The organism is Parendozoicomonas haliclonae, assembly GCF_900174585.1.
Taxonomy (GTDB): Bacteria; Pseudomonadota; Gammaproteobacteria; order Pseudomonadales; family Endozoicomonadaceae; genus Sansalvadorimonas; species Sansalvadorimonas haliclonae.
The window spans coordinates 586,035-607,564 of record NZ_FWPT01000003.1; the positions used below are offsets into that span (position 1 = coordinate 586,035).

Annotated in this window: 21 protein-coding genes; 12 read left to right on the forward strand and 9 right to left on the reverse strand. The window is 50.0% G+C overall.

Features of this window, described 5'->3' with window-relative positions; genetic code table 11:
- Positions 1-62: 62 nt before the first annotated feature.
- Genes EHSB41UT_RS09005 through EHSB41UT_RS09020 form a run of 4 tightly spaced genes read left to right on the forward strand, consistent with a single transcriptional unit; the run spans position 63 to position 6,484 of the window.
- On the forward strand, positions 63-3,245 hold the full coding sequence (locus tag EHSB41UT_RS09005; RefSeq protein WP_087108905.1) for a glycoside hydrolase family 2 TIM barrel-domain containing protein: 3,183 nt from the start codon (positions 63-65) through the stop codon (positions 3,243-3,245).
- A 3-nt stretch (positions 3,246-3,248) separates the two neighbouring features.
- Positions 3,249-5,504: an MGH1-like glycoside hydrolase domain-containing protein gene (locus EHSB41UT_RS09010; RefSeq protein WP_087108907.1), complete on the forward strand. Its 2,256-nt coding sequence runs from the start codon at positions 3,249-3,251 to the stop codon at positions 5,502-5,504.
- A 26-nt stretch (positions 5,505-5,530) separates the two neighbouring features.
- Complete coding sequence (locus EHSB41UT_RS09015; RefSeq protein ID WP_087108909.1) at positions 5,531-5,986, forward strand: YybH family protein; 456 nt, start codon at positions 5,531-5,533, stop codon at positions 5,984-5,986.
- A gap of 33 nt (positions 5,987-6,019) precedes the next feature.
- Positions 6,020-6,484, forward strand: coding sequence for a GNAT family N-acetyltransferase (locus EHSB41UT_RS09020; protein WP_207626598.1), 465 nt, complete (start codon positions 6,020-6,022; stop codon positions 6,482-6,484).
- 9 nt (positions 6,485-6,493) lie between these two features.
- Here EHSB41UT_RS09020 and EHSB41UT_RS09025 read toward each other — a convergent pair whose 3' ends face one another.
- From EHSB41UT_RS09025 to EHSB41UT_RS09065, 9 genes are all read right to left on the reverse strand, one after another.
- Positions 6,494-6,982, reverse strand: coding sequence for a DUF6491 family protein (locus EHSB41UT_RS09025; protein WP_087108913.1), 489 nt, complete (start codon positions 6,980-6,982; stop codon positions 6,494-6,496).
- A 138-nt stretch (positions 6,983-7,120) separates the two neighbouring features.
- Positions 7,121-7,513, reverse strand: coding sequence for a MazG nucleotide pyrophosphohydrolase domain-containing protein (locus tag EHSB41UT_RS09030; RefSeq protein WP_242667269.1), 393 nt, complete (start codon positions 7,511-7,513; stop codon positions 7,121-7,123).
- 106 nt (positions 7,514-7,619) lie between these two features.
- Entirely contained in the window at positions 7,620-8,102 is a 483-nt protein-coding gene (locus EHSB41UT_RS09035; RefSeq protein ID WP_087108915.1) for a tetratricopeptide repeat protein, read from the reverse strand.
- A 35-nt stretch (positions 8,103-8,137) separates the two neighbouring features.
- Positions 8,138-8,539: a hypothetical protein gene (locus EHSB41UT_RS09040; RefSeq protein ID WP_087108917.1), complete on the reverse strand. Its 402-nt coding sequence runs from the start codon at positions 8,537-8,539 to the stop codon at positions 8,138-8,140.
- Positions 8,540-8,592: 53 nt separating this feature from the next.
- A complete protein-coding gene (locus EHSB41UT_RS09045; RefSeq protein WP_087108919.1) occupies positions 8,593-10,098 on the reverse strand; it encodes a S41 family peptidase in 1,506 nt (501 codons plus the stop codon).
- Positions 10,099-10,141: 43 nt separating this feature from the next.
- Entirely contained in the window at positions 10,142-10,567 is a 426-nt protein-coding gene (locus EHSB41UT_RS09050; RefSeq protein ID WP_087108921.1) for a hypothetical protein, read from the reverse strand.
- The gene (locus EHSB41UT_RS09055) at positions 10,564-11,292 is read right to left on the reverse strand and encodes a DUF4097 family beta strand repeat-containing protein (protein ID WP_087108923.1); all 729 of its coding nucleotides are present in this window, start codon (positions 11,290-11,292) and stop codon (positions 10,564-10,566) included. Before EHSB41UT_RS09055 ends, EHSB41UT_RS09050 begins: the two co-directional genes overlap by 4 nt.
- A 101-nt stretch (positions 11,293-11,393) precedes the next feature.
- Positions 11,394-12,971, reverse strand: coding sequence for an aldehyde dehydrogenase (NADP(+)) (locus tag EHSB41UT_RS09060; protein WP_087108924.1), 1,578 nt, complete (start codon positions 12,969-12,971; stop codon positions 11,394-11,396).
- A 64-nt stretch (positions 12,972-13,035) separates the two neighbouring features.
- On the reverse strand, positions 13,036-13,710 hold the full coding sequence (locus tag EHSB41UT_RS09065; protein WP_207626599.1) for a GntR family transcriptional regulator: 675 nt from the start codon (positions 13,708-13,710) through the stop codon (positions 13,036-13,038).
- A 231-nt stretch (positions 13,711-13,941) separates the two neighbouring features.
- Here EHSB41UT_RS09065 and EHSB41UT_RS09070 point away from each other — a divergent pair, with 231 nt between their 5' ends.
- From EHSB41UT_RS09070 to EHSB41UT_RS09105, 8 genes are all read left to right on the forward strand, one after another.
- Entirely contained in the window at positions 13,942-14,751 is an 810-nt protein-coding gene (locus tag EHSB41UT_RS09070) for a transporter substrate-binding domain-containing protein (RefSeq protein WP_087108928.1), read from the forward strand.
- A 115-nt stretch (positions 14,752-14,866) separates the two neighbouring features.
- The gene (locus EHSB41UT_RS09075; protein WP_087108930.1) at positions 14,867-15,529 is read left to right on the forward strand and encodes an amino acid ABC transporter permease; all 663 of its coding nucleotides are present in this window, start codon (positions 14,867-14,869) and stop codon (positions 15,527-15,529) included.
- A gap of 36 nt (positions 15,530-15,565) precedes the next feature.
- Positions 15,566-16,228, forward strand: a complete 663-nt coding sequence (locus EHSB41UT_RS09080; RefSeq protein ID WP_087108932.1) for an amino acid ABC transporter permease — start codon at positions 15,566-15,568, stop codon at positions 16,226-16,228.
- A complete protein-coding gene (locus tag EHSB41UT_RS09085) occupies positions 16,225-16,947 on the forward strand; it encodes an amino acid ABC transporter ATP-binding protein (RefSeq protein ID WP_087108934.1) in 723 nt (240 codons plus the stop codon). Before EHSB41UT_RS09080 ends, EHSB41UT_RS09085 begins: the two co-directional genes overlap by 4 nt.
- A 164-nt stretch (positions 16,948-17,111) precedes the next feature.
- On the forward strand, positions 17,112-18,014 hold the full coding sequence (locus EHSB41UT_RS09090) for a dihydrodipicolinate synthase family protein (RefSeq protein ID WP_087108936.1): 903 nt from the start codon (positions 17,112-17,114) through the stop codon (positions 18,012-18,014).
- Between the two features lie 112 nt (positions 18,015-18,126).
- Positions 18,127-19,422 (forward strand): NAD(P)/FAD-dependent oxidoreductase, encoded by a 1,296-nt coding sequence (locus EHSB41UT_RS09095; RefSeq protein ID WP_165767196.1) that lies wholly within the window; start codon positions 18,127-18,129, stop codon positions 19,420-19,422.
- 51 nt (positions 19,423-19,473) lie between these two features.
- The gene (locus EHSB41UT_RS09100; protein ID WP_087108940.1) at positions 19,474-20,475 is read left to right on the forward strand and encodes a 4-hydroxyproline epimerase; all 1,002 of its coding nucleotides are present in this window, start codon (positions 19,474-19,476) and stop codon (positions 20,473-20,475) included.
- A 20-nt stretch (positions 20,476-20,495) separates the two neighbouring features.
- Positions 20,496-21,527, forward strand: a complete 1,032-nt coding sequence (locus EHSB41UT_RS09105) for a trans-3-hydroxy-L-proline dehydratase (RefSeq protein WP_087108942.1) — start codon at positions 20,496-20,498, stop codon at positions 21,525-21,527.
- The last annotated feature ends 3 nt before the right edge of the window (positions 21,528-21,530 follow it).

Below are 21,530 nucleotides of genomic sequence, written 5' to 3' on the forward strand. Positions count from 1 at the left end.
GTTTTTTATCCTTACAATAAAAACTGACCGTCATGAACAATAACAACAGCAGTCTCTCGAATATGACGTACGATATTTTTGCTGCCCCGATGGCAGAAGAGTCTTCACTCACCAGCCTTCTGCAGGAGTGGGAACATATCCCTGCTGTTCTGGAAGATCATACGATCAACGGCATTAATAAACTGCCGCACCATTCCAGTGCCTTTCCGTTTGCCAATAGCCAGGAAGTCCAATCACTTAAGCCTGCACAATCGAGCAGATATCTGGATTTAAACGGTGAATGGTCTTTTCACTGTGCCATTAACCCCTCACAAAAACCGGAAGGCTTTCAAACACAGGAATTTGATGATTCAGAGTGGTCATCTATCCAGGTTCCCGGAAATTGGGAAGCTCAGGGTTTTGATCATGCTATCTATCTGGATGAACGCTTTCCATTTACCACGCAATGGCCGGAGGTTCCGCGGGATTACAATCCGGTGGGCAGCTATCGTCGCATATTCACTCTGCCTGAGAACTGGGTGGAAGATGAAACCATTCTCCATCTTGGTGGCGCCAGAACCGCTGTGTTTATCTGGGTTAATGGCGAATTCGTCGGTTATTCACAGAATGCCAAGAGTGCGGCTGAGTTTAATATCAGCAAACACCTGCAGGCCGGTGAAAACCTGATCGCCCTGCAGATCTACCGCTGGAGTAATGGCAGCTATCTGGAAAAGCAGGATATGCTGGATATGTCCGGCCTTGAACGTGAGGTTTATCTCTACAACCGTAAACCGGTTCATATTTTTGATATTCACTGCCAGCCCACGCTCGACGAAAGCTTTCAGCGCGGCTTGCTGACGCTTGATCTGACACTGAATAATTTTGCTACAGGTTTATCCCCCGCCCATAAAGTCTCCGTACGCTGCAAGGCACCCAATACTCAGTCCGAGCTTTATACTCTTGAACAGGCTGTAGAGCCCTTTGAAGACTGCACAACCATTCAACTCAGCCATCGTATTGAGTTGCCAGATTTGTGGACAGCAGAAACACCTAACCTTTATCGCCTTTTTATTAGCTTAATAGACGACAAAGGAAATGAGCTGGAGTGTTTTCAAGAACACTTTGGCTTCCGGCATATCGAAATCACAGATGGCCAGCTCAAAGTAAACGGCACTGCTATTACCATTCGTGGTGTTAACCACCATGAAACCGATCATCGCTATGGTCACTATGTCCCGTTTGAAGTGATGGAGCAGGACATCCGGCTGATGAAGGAAAACAACATCAATGCCGTGCGCACCAGCCACTACCCGTCACATCCTTATTGGTATCAACTCTGTGACGAGCATGGCTTGTATGTTGTCAGCGAGGCCAATATTGAATCCCACCCACTGGCTCTATCTGATGAAACCCAGATTGGTGATAACGAATCCTGGATACCTGCCCATCTCGATAGACTTGAAGCCATGGTGCGGGAGCACCGGAACCACCCTTCGATCATCATCTGGTCTATGGGCAATGAAGCGGGCCATGGTCGTGTCTTCGAGACAATGTACCCATGGCTGAAAAATTTTGATCCCACTCGCCCTGTTCAATATGAGCCGGCCGGTACCGAGCCCTATACCGATATTGTCTGCCCAATGTACCCGAAGCTGGAACGTCTGGAGGCACTTGCGGCGAAGAAGGAACGTCCGGTAATAATGATTGAATATGCCCATGCCATGGGCAACTCGGTGGGCATTCTCAGTGACTACTGGCGTCTAATTGATCGCCACAATTCTTTACAGGGTGGCTTTATCTGGGAGTGGTGTGACCATGCTCTGCAGCTGATCAACGACAAAGGACAACCCTACTGGGGTTATGGTCAGGACTATCATCCCGAGTTGCCCAGTGATGGCAATTTTATGAACGACGGGTTGCTGGCAGCCGACCGTACACCTCACCCCCATATGGCAGAGGTGAGGAAGGTGTACCAGCCGGTGCGTATTCATCTCGCCTCCAAAGACAACGAGCAACCACTCTCCGCCAGCTATATTCTCGAGAACCGGTATGACTTCCTTTCTCTCGATCATCTCCAGCTCTACTGGCAGCTTCTGGAAAATGGCGAGCCGGTACTGGCTGGCACAGAAGAGCTACCCAGACTGGAAGCCGGGCACAGCACGCTACAGAGCATTGCCTGTGATTATGCTGCGCTTAATTCCCAATGTGAGTACATACTTTCCTTCAAACTTAAGCAGCGACCGACGTCAAACACACTGCTCTCACCAGAGCATGTAATTGCCTGGGACCAGATCATTCTCCACTCACCTCAAAGCAAGTCCTGTGAAGATGAGCAACAGCTGGATATGCTTGCCAGCCTGCATCTCGATGAAAGTCCTGAAAGCCTGGTTATCACCAATACCAACACCCGACTAGTCTTTGATCGCTCCAATGGTTTGCTTACAGAATGGCAGATAGAGGGAAAGCCACATTTTTGCTCTGGTCCGATTATCAATTTATTTCGGGGCATGACGGATAACGATCTGGGCTGCAAAACCCATGAGAAAGCCAAAATCTGGCAGCAGGCAGCAAAGAGCCGCGAGCTGATTTATTGTGAAGCTCTGCAGGAAAGTCCTCACAGCATTCTTGTTAATACCCGGTTTCATCTTCCCGAGTCCAAGGGAACACTGGAGATGAATTACGAGATTAACAATCAGGGTCATATCACTCTAACGACCACTATCTCCTTTCAAGAACCGGAATCCCTGCCCGATCTGTTACGTTTTGGTGTGCAGATGCAGCTCCCGGAATCTACCGAAACCATGCGCTGGTATGGTCGTGGTCCGGGCGAGAGTTACTGCGACAGAAAAGGCCTGCCTATCGGCATTTATAAAGGCCCTGTTGAAGAGCAGTTCCACCGCTACCCTCGCCCGCAGGAAACCGGCAATAAAACCGACGTGCGCTGGGCCGAGTGGACCGATCACCAAAGCACTGGCTTAAGAGTTGAAGCGACTGACACACCGATCAATGTTTCAGCCTGGCCTTTTGCGCCCGAGGAACTGGATTTTGTGCCTGACCCGTCTGGTGCATGGGGTGCTTCAGGGCTGACGCCTCTCTCTAAAAAGCATGGCACAGATATCAACACGGGCGGGCCTGTCACTATCAATATTGATCTGTTACAGGCCGGTACTGGTGGCTTGAATTCATGGGGCTCTCAACTGCTGGATGACTATCGCCTTCCAGCCGGTAACTACAGCTTTAGCGTTATCTTAAAAGGAGGCGTGTAAGTGATGACTGATGACAAAAATAAAAACGCAACAGGGCATCGCTTTGCCAATCTGATTGATCGTCATGGCACACCAAAAGCCATGGCCGAGTTTGATGAATTTAATAATCAGCGCTTCAACTATTTAATGGACTGTGGCAGCTGGCATGGGCTCCTGTTGCCAGCACAAAATGACAATATTCTTGGGTTTACCGGTCCGGCGATTATTGCGGAAGAGTATACCGTCGCCCTCTCCGAGGCTCTGGAGCAGCTCTCTATCACCATCAACCATAAAGATGGAACACTGCAGACCATTCAGCCGGAAAAGACACTGAGCAGAAGCCTTCCCGGTCAGCTTCAGCTGCGTTATGAAGATAAATCTCTGGCTATAAATCTGGAGCTTTGCTTTCTTAGTGGCCGCAGTGCATTGATTAAAACCCATATCCACAATCTGACCGATCAAACTCTTTCGTTAAGGCTGATCTGGAAAGGGCGTTTTCTTGAACAGTGGTCGGAAGATAATTCCGTGTCCACTCGTTACCCTGAATGGAAACGACGCTGGCAGAGCAACACTCAGGATGGTTCACTGAAAGCCAGCTTTGGTCGATTACGCGCTGATGGCGATATGTTTTTCTCTGGTGACTCTGTTTATCGCATTGAACGGGATATTCGCACCGAAGACACTATCGACGACGATGGACTCGGTTATCGCTCAGAGTACCACTGCCAGATTTCTCACCATGGTTATAAAACTCTGCATACCCTGCAGAGCTTCTGTTTTGATAAGACTGAAATAGAGAGAGAAGCTGAGCGCAGCTATGAATGGCTTATGGCACCGGCCAAAACCCAGAAAGACGCTCACCAGCGCTGGCATAATCTGATAGACCGTGCCCTGATCAAAAAAAACACCTCAAATGCCATTGAACGGCTTGCCATCAAATCTGTTGAAACCCTGATCGGCAACTGGCGCTCTCCAGCCGGTGCCATACAACACGCAGGTTTCGCCCCCTCCAATACCTTTCGCTGGTTTAATGGTCTGTGGCCTTGGGATAGCTGGAAGATGATTCGTGCCATGGCACCTCTTGCTCCGGCGCTTGCCGCTGAAGGCATGCGTGCCATCTTTGATTACCAGATCAAGCCCGATGATCCGGTTCGCCCGCTGGATGCCGGGATGCTGATTGATACCGTGTTCTTTAATCAGGATGCAGCCCGCGGTGGCGATGGCAGCAACTGGAACGAGCGCAACAGCAAACCTTCACTGGCCTCCTGGGCCTTTGAAGCGGTGTACGAGGAGATGAAGAAACAATCTCCTGCTCAGGCGCACAGATTGCTGGAAGAGTTCTTCCCCAAGCTACTGGCCTACCACCAATGGTGGTACCGCAATCGTACGTTCAACAATTCATCCATGGTCAGCTATGGTGCCACCCAGCATCCATTGCATATCAATGAAGGGGAAATGAATGCTCAGGCAGTTCAGATTGCCTGCAGCTGGGAATCCGGCATGGATAATGCCGCACGGTTTGGCTTTATCGAACCCGATGCGCTTGCAACCTACGCCAGAGAGAATCAGCTCAATGAGAGTGAAGCTGGCAAGCTCTGGTCTCCTGAGATGTTGTCTGTAATAGACAATGGCAACACTTCTGGCTTTGTTATTGATCAGCACAGTATCGATATCAATGCCTACCTTTGTCAGGAAAAACAAATTCTCAGTCGCCTTGCCAGCCTGCTTGGACACCACGACGACGCAGAGCAATTAAAGAAAGAAGCTATCGATTTACGGGAGATACTGGAGAAGCAGTTCTACGATCAGGATTCCGGCTTTTTCTACGACAAAGGCACTAACCAGCAGAAACAACTGTTAACACATCGTGGTCGTGGCCCCGAAGGCTGGACACCACTGTTTTGCCAACTGGCCAATACCGAGCAGGCCGCCAGTATCCGTGACCGGTTAATGGATAAGGCTGAGTTTAATACGCCGGTTCCCTGTCCTACAGCTTCCCGATCCAACCCTTCTTATGACCCAGAAGCCTACTGGCGCGGCAGAGTCTGGCTGGATCAGCTGCACTTTGCTTTGGTTGGGCTGGCGAACTACGGCTATGACCATGAAGCCAAAACTCTGGCCGCACAATTACTGCTGAAGGGTGAAGGCATTCTTGATAACAAACCTCTGCGGGAAAATTACAACCCGGAAACCGGTGCCATGATGGGCGCAACTAACTTTGGTTGGAGCGCAGCGCATCTCTATATGATGTATCGTGAAGGTTTTTTTGATGGTCTTTAACTGACTGAACACAGGACATAATAACAATGAAAATTATCACAGCTTTTATTGCACTGCTTTGGCTGAGCACGGCGCAAGCCTCGACCTTAATTGATAGTGAAACCAAAGCTATTGAGCAGGCCGTTAATGGTATCTGGCAGCAGCAAGCCACAGATTGGTCTAAAGGTGATATCGAGGCGTATATGGAGGCCTATTGGAAATCCGATAAGCTTCGCTTTGCCTTTAACAACACCATTGATTACGGCTGGCAAACGACTCTGGATGGCTACCGGAAAGCTTACAAGGATAAGGCTGCGATGGGCTCGCTAACGTTTACGCCTATCGAGATACAGGTGTTCGATGATAGCAACGCTATTATCTTCGGCCGGTATCGTGTGGATCGTTTAAAGAATGGAGAGCCCGATGTACTGGAGGGTTTGGTGACCACTCAGTTTCGTAAGATTGGTGGGCAGTGGTTGATTGTTTCAGACCATACCAGCTAAGGTGGTCACCACTAAATAAACAATATTAATAATGTGTCCAAACAAGAATTAACTATTAGCCCTGTCACAGATGACGATTTCGGCGAAATCGTCATTATGCTCACAAAAATCGCCCATAAAGATATTCTCCCTCATTTTTCTGGGAAGGGGCAGGAAGCATTTGCTCAGGGAATACCTGCAGATACCCGCACAGCCTTTGATCGCAACCGATTCTTCTCAGTTAAAGCAGTGCAAGGTAAGAAGATTGTTGGCTTTGCAGCATTACGAGATAAGAACTACCTCACCCACTTGTTTGTTGCTAAATCCCACCAGAAAACCGGCCTGGGAAAACAGCTTCTGCATCATATGCTGATCAGAACCGTAGGGGAGACTCTCTCGTTAAGAGCATCCGTTAACGCCGTTAATTTCTACAAGTCTCAGGGTTTTCTTCCAACAGACCAAGAACAGCAGGTCAAAGGTGTTCGCTATGTGCCGATGACCTGTCGTATTCCAAGATAAATAGTAAAGTTAGCCTTTACCGGCTTCTACACTCTTCTCGATCACCACCTCACCGGAACCTTTCACCGTATCCCACAGGTCTCGGGACTGTTCTCGGGTCAAAGGATAAATCCCCTTGATATGGCATGGGAACGCACTGCCACCAATCACAGAAATCGTATCGCCCAAACGGCTCAGGCTCATATCAGAGAATCTGTTCACTTTAATGGTTGTAGCATGGCGCAAGCCCACACATGAGCTATTCAGCTCAACCAGATAATCCTTTTTATAATTGCTGGTGATGATCAGGTACTTATCATCCAGGCTTTTCCAGCCACTGAAACGAAAGCTGGTTATCTTTTCCACAGGAGCCAGCTGTTGATCAGCAATAAATGTCTGATAGATCTTGTGACGATCTGCGGAGGATGACTCCTGAACGGATGCACAGCCCACCAGCACGATACCGGAAATCAAAACCAGTAAGACCGGCTTAATTAAGCGAGCCAGAAATTCACCCATAGTACCAACCTCCCCTGTTATTGCTTCTATGACCTTATAATCATGACAGAGATTTCGTCAGATGCCTTTTTAAAACCGTACAATTGTGTATCAATGTCTAACGATTACAGGTAACGAATCAGCGGTCCTCCTTCATTCTTACTTTATTAGGGCGCTGATTTCCTGTTGATACTCATCTTGCAGCTTTTGCTTCTGTCCCGCCTTAATCGTATCCCAGCTGGTGCCAGAGGTTATGCCTTCGATACGCTCCCCGTATTTGGCAATAGCACGCTCAATAACCCGTTCAGCAGATATACCCTGTTCCTGCTCAAGACAGATAACCAGGTTCAAATAGTCCCACAATACATCGCCCAGCTCATCTTCCAGGTAGCAGCGGCGCCCGGCATGAACCTCTTCAGCGACTTCATCCACTTCCTTTTTGATTTCATCCAGATAGGTACCACTGCCGTTAAACCAGGTATTACTCTGATCAAACCGGTTCTTGGCGTGAACAATAGCTAATAATTCTTCTAACTTTTTACCCATCATCATTTTGTGACTTTCCAAATATGATCTGAAATAGAAGTGCTCGGCAGAGTATGAAGCAAGACATCACAACGTAATAGTTGAGGAACACTAGAATCTAAGCTTGGAAGCATCACCATGTTTTATCCAAATCCTCGGCATAAAACCGAATAGCATCTTGATAGGCGCGAATATCTTCAGAGTTGGTTGTCTCAACCAGCAGGTTAAGCAGCATTGCAACAGCTGCTTTCGCATCCCCAGTGTTGTAGAGGTTCATAGCCTGAAACGGCAGGATTTCTTGCTTATTAGGAAACTCTTCCCGCGCCATGACAAAGTAGTCAGCAGCCTGCTTATATTCCCCAAGGCATCGCAGACTACTGGCCAACCCCAGTAAAACATCAAAGCGTTCACCCGCTTCAAGTTGCCCGTTTAGTGCCTGTTGATAATGCGGGATAGCTTCACGTTCAAGCCCCTGGGCATCGTAGTTCCAGGCGATATAAAGATGGGCTCTAGCACCCAAAAGTGGGTCTGCGACCAGTGCCTGCAGAGTTTCCAAGGATTGGGCATACTGCCCGGCCTTACGGAGCTGTATGGCCTGCTCAATCAGATTATTCATTGTTGTACAGCTTTACTTCTTTTTATTGGAAGCCGTTACATTACTGGAGTCACAAGATTGCTACAATCGTAGGTCATGGTGACGTTTTGTTTATTTGTTTCTGTCGTTATCACACCACTATCAGTCTGAGTGGCTGTATATGACGCTTTAAATTCAGCATTACTTCCCGGACTCATCAAATTCTGATAAAGACAATACCGGGCAGCAATACTCGGAAATGGTTTATTGCTACAGAGCATTTCCTCAAAAGTATTGGGGTTACTCTTGATCGCTAGTGAATCACACTTTTCGCTGGCGGACTGAACCAGCATCGTGTATTGCTTTTCTACCCTCTTGAGCCCATTCATCAATGCTGTATCTAATGAAGTATCCGCAGACATATAAGGAACGTATATCACTGCGGCCCCTAACAGAAGCATCCTTGCCACTTTATTCATCAATCTTCCCTCTGATTTGAATAGTTTTATTCCAATAGTTCTTACTGCCGCTCTCAGTGATTCATCACCTCAGCCACATGCTCAATCCACAGATAATCCGGAATACTTTTATCCAGATAGTAATCCGGTTGAATCCCCACACCATCTATCGCCATATGAGGAATCCGCAGACTGCGAGACAGCGAATAGTGCAATCTGAATAAGCCGGACGGCGAATCTACCGAGTACATATTGGAGATATCCAGCACACCATAGGTTGAACGACCAAACAGCTTTACCTTCTGGCTCTGCTTGGCAGCCAGCAGGAACTGCTCGGTCGTACTGCCGCTGTACTCATCAATCAGAATACTGATATTCTTTGGAAAGGCATGAACCTGATCAAACTCCCGAATCCAGACACTATCATCAAACACATTCACAAACTCACCCACTCGTGAGATGAGAATCTCATAGCGTTCACGGTGCTCCTCAACTTCTGAGGGTTTGATGCCGTACTTTTGTGGGTTTTGAATAAAATCCAGCTGACGCTGGTTATTCAGCTCCGTTGAATAAAACTCTATTCCGGGCACACGAATGGGGTGGGTATACAACAGAGGCAGAATGGATTCGTAAGAGCTATCAGTGCCTCCGCCATTACTGCGAACATCAATAATCAGATTGGCTGTTTTGAGTATCTCTTCGCGATTCTCATCAATCAGTTGATTGATAACATCCCGGTTCTGGCTGCCAAAGCTTGGGACTCTTAGCAGCAAGGTATTGTCATTCTGTCGAACCAGCGAGGGTTCACGATTATTGAGATACTCAAAGAAGCGGGGAATCGCCTGATCTCCCTCCAGCTGTGGAAAACTTCGTTGCAGACTGAAGTTGCTCACCTGAAGGTAATTGTTACCCCAGATTTCGACTCTGCCGGGAGCCCCTTCACTATGATCCCGCATATAGTATTGGCCACTGTCATCCTTGCGGATACGCAGCTTGATCTGACCCGGCAGCCAGTAAGGCGTCTCTGAACGGATAATAAAGCCCACATACTCCTCACCGATCTGTTTGATACCAACCGTATAAGGTGCAGCCTCCCAGATACCTTCATAATCGGTATGGGGTTTATCCTCCAAATAAGCTTTAAACTCTTCAAGATCTACATCCAGACGCGGCCAGTCTTTGAAGCGCTCTTTTAATTCACTTTCACTTGGCTCAACTGTCGGTTGTTTATCAACTTCTCCAAGGTACTCAATGCCATGATGCCCTTTCCGGAAAAAAGCCAGCCACTCTCTGACCAGCTGCCTAAAGGCATCGGGATCATCGACTGTCTCTAACTGCTCCTGAGTTGCCTGATTATGAAGCTGATAAGCGACCTCTCCTTTATTGCTTAACGCATAAGAGAAACCGGCATCATTCTCTTCAAAGGTTTTCTTTAACCAGGAAAACTCGGCCTGGTAATTAATATCGCTATTCGGTGAAACGGGCAGATTATCAGTCTCGGGGGCATCTTTAACGCTCACACAACCTGCGAGTGTGGCAGCCGCACAGAGTAAGGTGGTTTGCTGTAATACGGACTTCATTGTACTTATTATTCTCTTTTACTAATCCTCTGATACATGCCTCTTAAGCGTGGGTTTTACTCCACGGTCTGGAGACGAGCAGCACCATCAAAAGAATAACAATATATTTGGGAGCTATCGTCGCCAGATAAAAACTGCTGTGATGATCCGGGAAGGCGACAATTTCGACATAGGCGTACAAGCTGACAAAAGGAAGAGCCAGCAAAGCATACAACCAGCGGCTGCCATTCGTGGTTAACTTCTCAAGAGCAAAGGCCAAAGCGGCAAACGCGATGGCCATAGGCAGGCAAAACACCAGAACTTCACCAAGAGCCCATGCGGTTAGTGGGTATTCGTTAAACCATACCTGCATAGAATGCGGTAAAACAATTGCCGCACCAAAGCTAATGAGATAAACCGATAACCAGGCAAAACCGGCGCCCAAAGAGAGCGCCAGTATCGAGGCAAAGGAACGCAGACTCCGGATCATCTTACGACCTCAACATCTCCGGCACCAATAGAGACTTCAATAACCTCTTGGCCTTTTCCGGTGTATTCGGTCGTTGAGAAAATTAAGCCTGATGTTTCAATATTGGCTTTGTCAAAACCCTCAAGGCGGGTATCGCCAGCCCCCGTGCTTAATTCGATAGAGCGATATTCAACCTTACCCAGCTTGATATCAACATCCCCAGAGCCAACAGAGATTTCAGCCGAAGAGAGTAGTTTTTCAATATCAAGGTCACCGGCGCCGATATTAATTTCAGTCGGCCCACCCTGCTCGGTAATATCCATATCACCGGCACCAAGGTTGTAGGTCGCACTTTCCGAAATAGTTTTCACATCAATATCGCCGGCACCAAGATTGACAGCCACCTTCTTTTTGGCAGGCACCGCAATCACCCAATCCTGGTTGGTATCATCAATATCAATCGAGAACTCAATCTCACTACCGGATTTATCAAGTTCAATTTCAGCACGGCTTAAATCAATATTCCCCCGGTGGCTGTGATCCTTAACCATCACTTTCAGTTCCAGCTCATCGCCAGAAGCCGTGGTCAGAGAAACAGAGCCAGCGCCAACAGAAAAGGCCAGCGTTTTTGCCCCGGAAACATCAATAATCTGATTTATTTCAACGGCATTGGTATGGTCGTGAGAGAGGGCAGCACTAGAAGACAGAAGCGCAATCGCTGCGCCCAGAAAGGGTAATTTCTTCATCAACAGATCCTTGTTGTTTTTTTTATATTCGTTCTGAATATGAACTCTGAAGTCTCTGTAGAAACTTCAGAGTTATTTTTATTACAGGATCATTTTATCGATCAGAGGGTCATCTTGCCATCAATGATGCGATTAACTGCCAGAGAGTTCTCATCCTTCAGAGTCTCAGGCAAAAGATCAGCCGGCATATTCTGATAACTGACCGGGCGCAGGAAACGCTTAATTGCAGAAGAGCCAACAGAGGTTGTCCGACTGTCGGAGGTGGAAGGGAAAGGTCCACCATGAACCATGGCATGGCTCACTTCTACACCGGTCGGGTAACCGTTAAACAGAATCCGGCCAGCTTTCAGTTCCAGCGTAGGCAGCAGTGAACGTGTCAGTTCGTTATCCGCAGGTGTGCAATGTACAGTTGTAGTCAACTGACCTTCCAGCGAACCAGCCACTGCACGCATCTCGTCTTCACTCTGGCAACGTACAACGAGTGAGACGGAGCCAAAGATTTCCCCCTGCAGCTCCGAAGAAGCCAGGAAGTCTTCCGCACTCACGCTTGCCAATGCCGGTGCACACTGGTTTGGCAGGTTGCAGGCGACAGGTGCCAGATGGGTCTGCACGCGGCTGTTATCCAGAAGACGACTGACGCCTTCCTGATAGGCATTATAAATACCGGCTGTCAGCATAGTCTGGGAAGCAGACTCTGCCAGCAGCGCAGCAGAAGTATTAATAAACTGTTCCAGCTCCGGGCTTTCCAATGCCACAACCATTCCCGGATTGGTACAGAACTGACCAGCGCCCATCACCAGAGAACCGGAGAAGCCTTCGGCAATCTGCTGTCCGGAAGCCTGCAGAGCACCCGGCAGCAGGAACACCGGGTTAATACTGCTCATCTCCGCATAAACAGGGATCGGCTCAGGACGGTTGGCAGCAATATTCATCAATGCCGTACCACCCGCCTGGGAACCGGTAAAACCAACGGCCTTGATGACAGGATGCTTCACCAGCTCGGTTCCGGTCGTAATCCCATCACAGAACAGCAGAGAGAAAACACCAGCGTGGAGCTCACACTGAGCCACAGCTTTCTGGATGGCCAGACCCACCAACTCAGCCGTTCCCGGGTGTGCAGGATGTCCCTTCACAATCACTGGAGCACCGGCGGCCAGCGCGGATGCGGTATCACCACCCGCCGTAGAGAAGGCCAGCGGGAAGTTACTGGCACCGAACACAGCAACCGGACCAAGGGGTACATAACCCATACGCAGATCAGGCTTGGGTAACGGAGCACGGTCAGGCTGAGCCGTATCAAGGGCAGGCTCCTGCCACAAACCGGTACGAACAATCTCGGCGAAGGCCCGCAGCTGACCCATGGTACGACCACGTTCACCCTGAAGACGCGCCTGCGGCAGACCGGTTTCGGCCATAGCGCGTTCAATCAGCGCATCGCCCAGCGCTTCAATATTGGTGGCAATCTGTTCCAGGAAGGCAGCGCGCTGTTCGGGAGTGGTCTGACGGAAGCTGTGAAAAGCCTGCTCGGCCAGTTCACAGGCTTCATTTACATCGGCAGAAACAGCACTGCTGTAGGCAGGAGATAATTGTTCATCAGTCGCAGGATTGGAGCCATAGAAGCTGGCTCCGGTGCCCGTCACACGACGGCTACCGACAATCATCTGTCCGGTTAATTCCATAACATCCTCTTCTTTTTATTAATGCTGATGCAAATTAAACGCTATGGATTAACCGACATCAGCTTTACTTCTGGTTTTTAAAATATTCCATCAGGGAGTGGTAGGAACCCAGGATATGTTGCCGGGTCAGCTCCGCTGCCAGCTTCCCATCCTGATTCACACAGGCTTCCAGAATCGCCAGATGTTCTTTTTCCGCACGCCCCATGCCGTTGGTCAGCAACAATTGAGCACGCAGATAAGCGTCAATACGGTCGATGGATTCATCAATCACCTTCAAATGGAAAGGCCGACCGGCATCTTTATACAGGGTTTCGTGGAACAGACGGTTCCGTTCGCCCCACAAAGACGGATCACTCTCCGTGGTAAAGGCATCGCAAAGTTTGCGAGCTTCGGCGAGAGTCTCCTCGGACATATTCTCGACCGACTTCTCAATCACCAGCGGCTCAAGATTGGCGCGAATCTCGTAAATCTCTTCCACATCCTTAGGCGAAAGGGAAGACACGATGCAGCCTTTATGACGCATATTCTGCACCAGCCCCTGAGCTTCAAGACGCTTAAGCGCTTCACGAACAGGAATACGGGAGACATTAAAGATATTGGCAATATTCTCCTGACGAATACGCTCACCAGCCTGAATCCGGCCACTGATAATCTCATCGCGGAGTGCGTTGTAAATAATGTCTGACGACGCTGCAGTCTGAATTAAATTGACCGCACGGTCCTGAAGTCCCTCGTACACAAACCTGTTCCTTCTTCTAATTTTTACAAGTACATGGCATTAGCAACATGCCTCTGGGGCAATACCGCTCTGGCGCACATCATACTTGATTTCTGTTCCCGTATTTATGTCTTGCCTGAATATTTTTTATAAAAGATATTGCATATTGGATCCAATATGCAATAAGGTTGACACGTATCAGCGAGAAAAATAATAAAAAACGAAATAAAAATAAGAGCAAAGGGACTAGTCATGATCAAACGACTACTTTCACTACCAGCACTGGCATTGTCTGTTATGGCAATGGCAGCACCTGTTCAGGCCGACAAGCTGGATGATGTGATTGATAACGGCGTACTGCGCTGTGGTGTTGTTCTGGATTTCCCACCGATCGGCTTCCGTGATGAAAACAATGAGCCGGCCGGCTTTGATGTCGAATACTGCAAGGATCTGGCTAAAGTTCTGGAAGTGGATTACAAGCTTGTCCCTTTAACCTGGTCTGAGCGCCTGCCATCCATCGTGACCAATCGTACCGATGTCGTCTTTGGTTCTACCTCCGACACCCTGGAGCGAGGCAAGACCGTTGGCTTCTCCATCCCTTATGTTCTTTATTATTCTCAGGCTGTTGTTGCTGAAGGCAGCGGTGTAAAAAGCTTTGAAGACCTGAAAGGCAAGCGTGTGGCTTCCGCCCTCGGCACCATGCAGGAACAGCACTACCTGAAGTACGCGAAAAAGTGGGGCGTTGAGCACCTCTATCAAGGCTACCAGAGTGAAAACGAAGTCTTCCTGGCCGTCGCTCAGGGTAAGGCTGACGTAGGCATCACTTCTAACACCACCGTTGGCCCGATTGTTAAGCAGTACGACAACATTGAGCCTGGCCCAAGAATGCCTTGGGAAACCGATTACACCTCAGCGATTGGCCCTCGTAAGGATCAATCCTGGCTGAACTATCTCAATCTGTTTATTACCCATCAGGTTCGTTCCGGTCGTTATGACGAGCTGTGGGGCAAGTATGTGGGTGGCGATGCTCCCGAACTGCGCATTCCCGGCGTGTATTACTAATCAAATAATTATTTAAAAGTTCCCTCAGAGGGGTTTTCTGTCTGGCCTGATGGTTGCACTCACAAGGTGACAACCTGCAGTCAACCCCTCACCCTAATTCCGGGAGTAGACGAGCATGGATTACAACTTTCACTGGCGCCCTGTCTTCAATAAATTGCCAGACCTGCTGGAAGCTGGTCTGCTGACCCTTGAAGTCAGTCTGTTGTCCATGGTGATTGGTACCGTTCTTGGTCTGCTCCTTGCTTTGGCAAAGTTGTCCCCCCTGAAGCCGGCGCGCTGGTTTGCGATCACCTGGATCGAACTGGCACGTAATACGCCGGCTCTTTTTCAACTGTTTTTCTTTGGCTTTGGCCTTGGTGCCTTTGGTTGGCACCTGAGTCCGTTCCTGATCGTGCTGGTCGGGCTCTCTTTTAACAACGCCGGCTATCTGGCTGAGAATTTTCGGGGTGGCTTTCAGGCTGTTCCGGAAAACCAGTACCGGGCAGCCCGTTCCCTGGGGATGACTGCCTTTCAGGCCACAACCCGGATCGTCATTCCCCAGGTTTTCAAGATTGTGTATCACCCGATGACCAACCAGATGGTCTGGGCCGTATTGATGAGTTCGCTGGCGATGATGGTTGGTTATCGGGAACTGGCCGGAGAAACCCAGTTTCTGGCCTCCAAAACCTTCCGGATTTTTGAATACTTTCTGGCGGCAGCGGTTATCTACTACGTCATCGTAAAAATTATTCTTGGCCTCTCCCGCCTGCTGGCCTGGCGGCTCTTCCGGTACGAGTAACCGGAGTGTTGTGAACAGCCAGACAGGAGATAAGGTATGAACGAGACAGTTACATTTTTTTCCGGCTTCAAGATCAACGATCTGTTTTTCCTTGGTGAAGCCGCACTGCAGACATTAATGATTGCCGCGATTTCCATCTCGTCCGGTACGCTGCTGGGTGCCATATGCGGCTGGGGTCTGGCAGAAGGGAAAACGGTTGTTCGCTGGACACTGAACAGCATTCTGGATGTGTTCCGCAGCGTTCCCCTGCTGATTCAGTTGATTCTGTTTTATAACCTTTTTCCGATTATCGGCTTTGATCTTGGCCCGTTTGCCAGCGGCATTATTGTGCTGTCGATGTATACCTGTGCACTGGTGGCCTCGGTGGTTCGCGGAGGTATTGAATCTGTTCAACAACCCATGCGCCGGGCAGCCCGCTCACTGGGTATGAGCTATCTGCAGTCTATGCGCCATGTGATCTTCCCGATCGGCCTGAGAGCTGTACTGCCTTCCTGGATTGGTGTGGCTTTAGGTGTATTGAAAGACAGTGCTCTTGTTTCCGTGCTGGGTTATGTCGAGTTGCTAAGAGCTTCCCAGATTCTCATGACCCGTACTCAGGAACCGTTTCTGATTCTGGCTCTGGCCGGTGCGTTTTACTTTGCACTCTCTTACCCGTTGTCCCGGTACTCAAAACAATTAGAAGAAAGGTGGGCATCATGATTGAAATACAGAATCTGCATAAATACTTTGATGTCCATCATGTTCTGAAAGGCATTGATCTGACTGTTGAGAAAGGGGAAGTGCTGAGCATTATCGGCTCCTCAGGCTCCGGCAAATCTACCCTGCTCTATTGCATCAACGGGCTGGAAGCCATTCAGCAGGGCGAAGTGATTGTTGACGGTGTTTCTGTCCACGATAAAGGTGCTGACCTGAACAGAATTCGCCAGAATCTGGGCATGGTGTTTCAACAGTGGAATTCCTTCCCACACCTTACGGCGTTGGAGAATGTGGCTCTGGCACCACGAATTGTGAAAAAGCTTTCCAAGGCGGAGTCTCTGGCAATTGCCGAGCAACAACTGAAACACGTGGGGCTTGCTGATAAACTGGATGCCTACCCCTCATCACTTTCCGGCGGACAACAACAACGACTGGCCATTTCCCGTGCGCTGGCCATGGAACCGGAATATATGCTGTTTGATGAAGCCACCTCTGCACTGGACCCGGAACTGGTTGGCGAAGTTCTGGAAACCATGCGCATGCTGGCCGAGGAAGGCATGACCATGATCTGTGTGACTCACGAGATGGGCTTTGCCCGTGATGTGTCTGATCGCGTCGCCTATTTTCACGACGGCGTGATGGAAGAGATCGGCACACCTGACCAGATTTTTGGTACACCGGTCAGTCAGCATACACAAAAATTCCTGGCCAATGTACGGTAATCACTTTTAACAAGAGCCCGTTAATAGCTTTTAACAACAAGCAACTTTGACGTTTGCCACGAAAACAAAACCCGAGACAAGACGTCTCGGGCAAACAGTAAACGGGTCCCGTGGCAGTGACCCGACTAATAACCACTCATAATAATATGAAGGACTAAAACAACATGTGGACTGGTGTAATCCCCGCAGTAACTACCAAGTTCGACAGCCGCGATAATCTCGATATCGAGGAAATGAAGCGCTGCTTCGACTACCAGATGGATGCCGGCTGTGATGGCCTGATTGTGGGTGGTTCCCTGGGCGAAGGCTCCATGCTGACCACCGAAGAGAAGATCGAAATTCTGAAGACCGCCAAGTCTGCGACTGGTGACAAACCAACCCTGATGACCATCAGCGAAGCTTCCACCCGCAGCGCCTGTCTGTCTGCAGAGGCTGCAGCCAAGGCGGGTGCCGATGGCCTGATGGTCGTGCCTAGCCCGATCTACCACACCGATCGTCGCGAAACCGTTGCGACCCTGCGTGCTGTTGCAGATGCTGCTGATTTGCCAATCATGATCTACTCCAACCGTGTCGCTTACCGTGTGGACGTGACCCCGGAGATCATGCTGGAACTGGCTGATGATTCCCGCTTTGTTGCCGTGAAGGAGAGCTCCGACGATATCCGTCGTACCTCCGAGATCTTCAACCTGCTGGGTGATCGCTACAACGTTCTGACCGGTGTGGATAACCTGGCGTTTGAAGCCCTGACTGCCGGTGCTGTCGGCTGGGTTGCTGGTCTGGTTGTGGCCTTCCCGAAAGAGACTGTGGCCATCTATCGTCTGATCCGTGCCGGCCGTTACCAGGAAGCTCTCGAAATCTACCGCTGGTTCCGTCCGCTGCTGGACCTGGATGTCTCCACTTACCTGGTGCAGAACATCAAGCTGGCCGAAGTGATCGAGCTGGGCTCTACCGATAATGTCCGCATGCCGCGCCTGCCACTGGTTGGTGAGCACCGCGCCCGTGTTGAAGCCATTATCCGTAAGGCTATCGCATGCCGCCCTGAGCTGCCTGACGTCAGCGCGCTCTAAGGCTTGTAGTGCAGCTTTGACGATAGACAATGCCCACACTGTTAAACGACAATGTGGGCATTTTTATAGATGTAAACAACATAACAACAGCAACAACAAAAAGACATCAAAAATGGTGCAGGCGCGGTGCGAAATGGGTAGTGAGATCAAAAGCCGTGATATCAAGAAATACGACACGATCGTCATTGGTGGCGGGATTGTTGGTCTTGCCATAGCAGAAAAATTATCCAGCGAGGGACAGACTGTAGCTCTCGTGGAACGGGATAAGATCGCGGCCGGAGCCAGTTATGGCAACGCCTCATCGCTCGCCTACTCCGATATTATGCCCCTGGCCTCACCGGGCATGATTCGCAAAGCAATCAAATGGTTTATTGATCCTTTAGGGCCGTTCTCAGTCGTCCCCAAAGATATTTTCAAAACCGCAGGCTGGCTAACCCGTTTCTTCCTTGCCGCCCGTACACCACGCTATCTGCGCAGTATTGATGTACAGGCCAGTCTTATGCACCTAAGCCGTGACACCTTTCCGGATATGCTGGAACGTACCGGGCTGACCTCCATGATCCGTAATAACGGTGCCTTACATCTCTATCAGGACTGGTCCTTCTATCGCCGAGATCTGCAGAACTGGGCGGTTCGCCTGAAGCACGGCATCAACTACGAAACCTACGAAGAAGAAGATCTGCATCACTTCCAGCCCGGTCTGTCCAAAGACTTTGTTGCCGGGGTTTTTGTTCCTCAATGGCAGACGATCACCAACCCTGCCGATCTCTGCACAGAATTGCATGAAAAGCTCAGTGCGCGTGGTGTCGATACCTTTTACAGCACAGCAGACGATATTCAGAGTTCCGGGGGAGAAACCCTGGTCAGCCTGGGCAGTGGCGAGATTCTTAATGCTCATAATACGGTATTGGCTGCGGGTGTCTGGTCAGCAGGTCTGTCCAGACAACTGGGTGACCATGTCCCGGTTATTGGTGAGCGGGGCTACAACACCACGTTACCAAAAACTGCACTGCCCGAGGGATACGACAAAACTCTGGTATTCAGTGAACATGGCTTTCTGATTACCCCGCTGAGTGAACATTTCCGTATTGGCGGCGCATCCGAAATTGCCGCACTGGATCAAAAGCCCAATTACAAGCGGGCAAAGCTTATGGCTGAGAAAGCCACAAAGTTTCTACCAGAACTCAGTATTGATGACGGGGAACAGTGGATGGGGCAGCGCCCATCGATTCCGGACACCCTGCCGGTGATCGGCCGTTCATCCCAGTCGGACAATATTATCTATGCCTTTGGCCACGGCCATCTGGGCCTGACCCAGTCGGCTGCGACTGCGCAACTGGTATCCGAGCTCATCCAGAACAAGACACCATCTATCGACATTCATCCTCTGCGGGTTGACCGTTTTTAAACAACTAACCTGCTAGTACTTTGGTCACAATGCCGAGGGAGACGAGTAAACATGGCACGACATACCTTTTTCTGTATTGATGGTCACACCTGTGGCAATCCTGTGCGCGTCGTTGCTGGCGGCAGTCCAATGCTGACCGGCGAGACCATGCTGGAAAAGCGGGCACACTTTCTTGAAGAGTATGACTGGATTCGTACCGGCCTGATGTTCGAGCCCCGTGGCCATGATGTGATGTCCGGTTCCATCCTTTATCCACCGACCCGCTCGGACTGTGATGTCGCCATACTGTTTATAGAAACCTCCGGCTGCCTGCCGATGTGCGGACATGGCACGATTGGAACAATCACCATTGCGCTGGAGAATGGCCTGATCACACCAAAGGAGCCCGGTGTTGTACGACTGGATACACCTGCTGGCCTGGTGGTCGCGGAATACACGGAAAAAGATGGGTATATAGAAGAGGTGCGGCTGACCAATGTTCCGGCCTTCCTTTATAAGACCGGACTGACCGCATATTGTGAAGGGCTGGGAGAGATTACCGTCGATGTGGCCTACGGCGGAAACTTCTATGCCATTGTTGATCCCCAGAAGAACTTCCGGGATATGTCCGACTATTCAGCCAGTGAATTGATTCAGTTCAGCCCGCGTCTGCGCAAGGCTCTGAATGAGAAGTATGATTTTGTCCACCCTGAGCATCCGGAGATTAGAGGCCTGAGCCATATTCTCTGGACCGGCGAAACGACCCAAGAGGAAGCCACGGCTCGCAACGCTGTTTTCTATGGTGATAAAGCCATCGACCGTTCACCCTGTGGAACCGGAACCTCATCACGCATGGCCCAGTGGGCTTCACAGGGTAAGTTGGGGGAAGGAGATGACTTTATCCATGAAAGCATTATCGGCTCCCTGTTCAAAGGGCGGGTAGAGAAACTCACTAAGGTCGGTGAATACGACGCTATCGTGCCATCTATCGCAGGCTGGGCACGGGTGACCGGCAACAACACCATTTATATTGATGATCGTGACCCGTTTGCCCACGGCTTTATCGTCACCTGACAGACCGGATACCAAGAATAATGAAAAGCAGTAAAACGATTCATGTCGTCAGTTGTCATGCTGAAGGTGAAGTAGGCGATGTCATTGTCGGTGGCGTAGCACCGCCTCCCGGCGAAACCTTGTGGGAGCAGTCCCGGTTTATCGCCAAAGACGACACTCTGCGTAACTTTGTTCTCAACGAACCCCGTGGCGGCGTGTTCCGCCATGTAAACCTGCTGGTTCCACCCAAAAATCCGGAAGCCCAGATGGGCTGGATTATTATGGAGCCAGAAGATACACCGCCTATGTCTGGTTCCAACTCCATGTGTGTCTCTACGGTCTTGCTGGAAACCGGTATTCTCCCCATGAATGAACCCGTGACCCATCTCACACTGGAGGCACCGGGTGGTTTGGTACGGGTTACCGCACATTGTCGTGAAGGCAAGGTTGAACGACTGTTTATCCGTAATGTGCCATCGTTTGTGGATCGTCTGGATGCAACACTGGAAGTAGAAGGTCTGGGCACGCTCACAGTCGATACGGCCTTTGGTGGTGACAGCTTTGTAATGGCCGATGCCCGCAAGCTGGGCTTTGAGATTGTTCCCCATGAAGCTCGCGAACTGGCAGAAACCGGCATCCGTATCACCAATGCCGCCAACGAGCAGCTGGGCTTCCATCATCCGACAAATCCTGATTGGCGCCATATCTCCTTCTGCCAGCTGTTTACGCCACCGGTAAAGAAAGACGACGAGCACTTTATGCGTAATACCGTGGTGATCCAGCCTGGCAAGCTCGACCGTTCACCAACCGGCACCGGTGTTTCTGCCCGACTGGCCGTGATGTATGCCCGAGGTCAGATGCAGGAAGGTGAAAAGCTGACCATGAGTTCCGTGATTGATTCCATCTTCTCGGGAAAAATTGTGGGTACCACCATGGTTGGAGATAAGCCCGCTATTACGCCGGAAATCTCCGGACGAGCGTGGATTACCGGAACCCACCAGCACATGCTGGATCCAAGCGATCCATGGCCAGAGGGTTACCGCATCAGCGATACCTGGCCTAGGGTCTGTTGACGT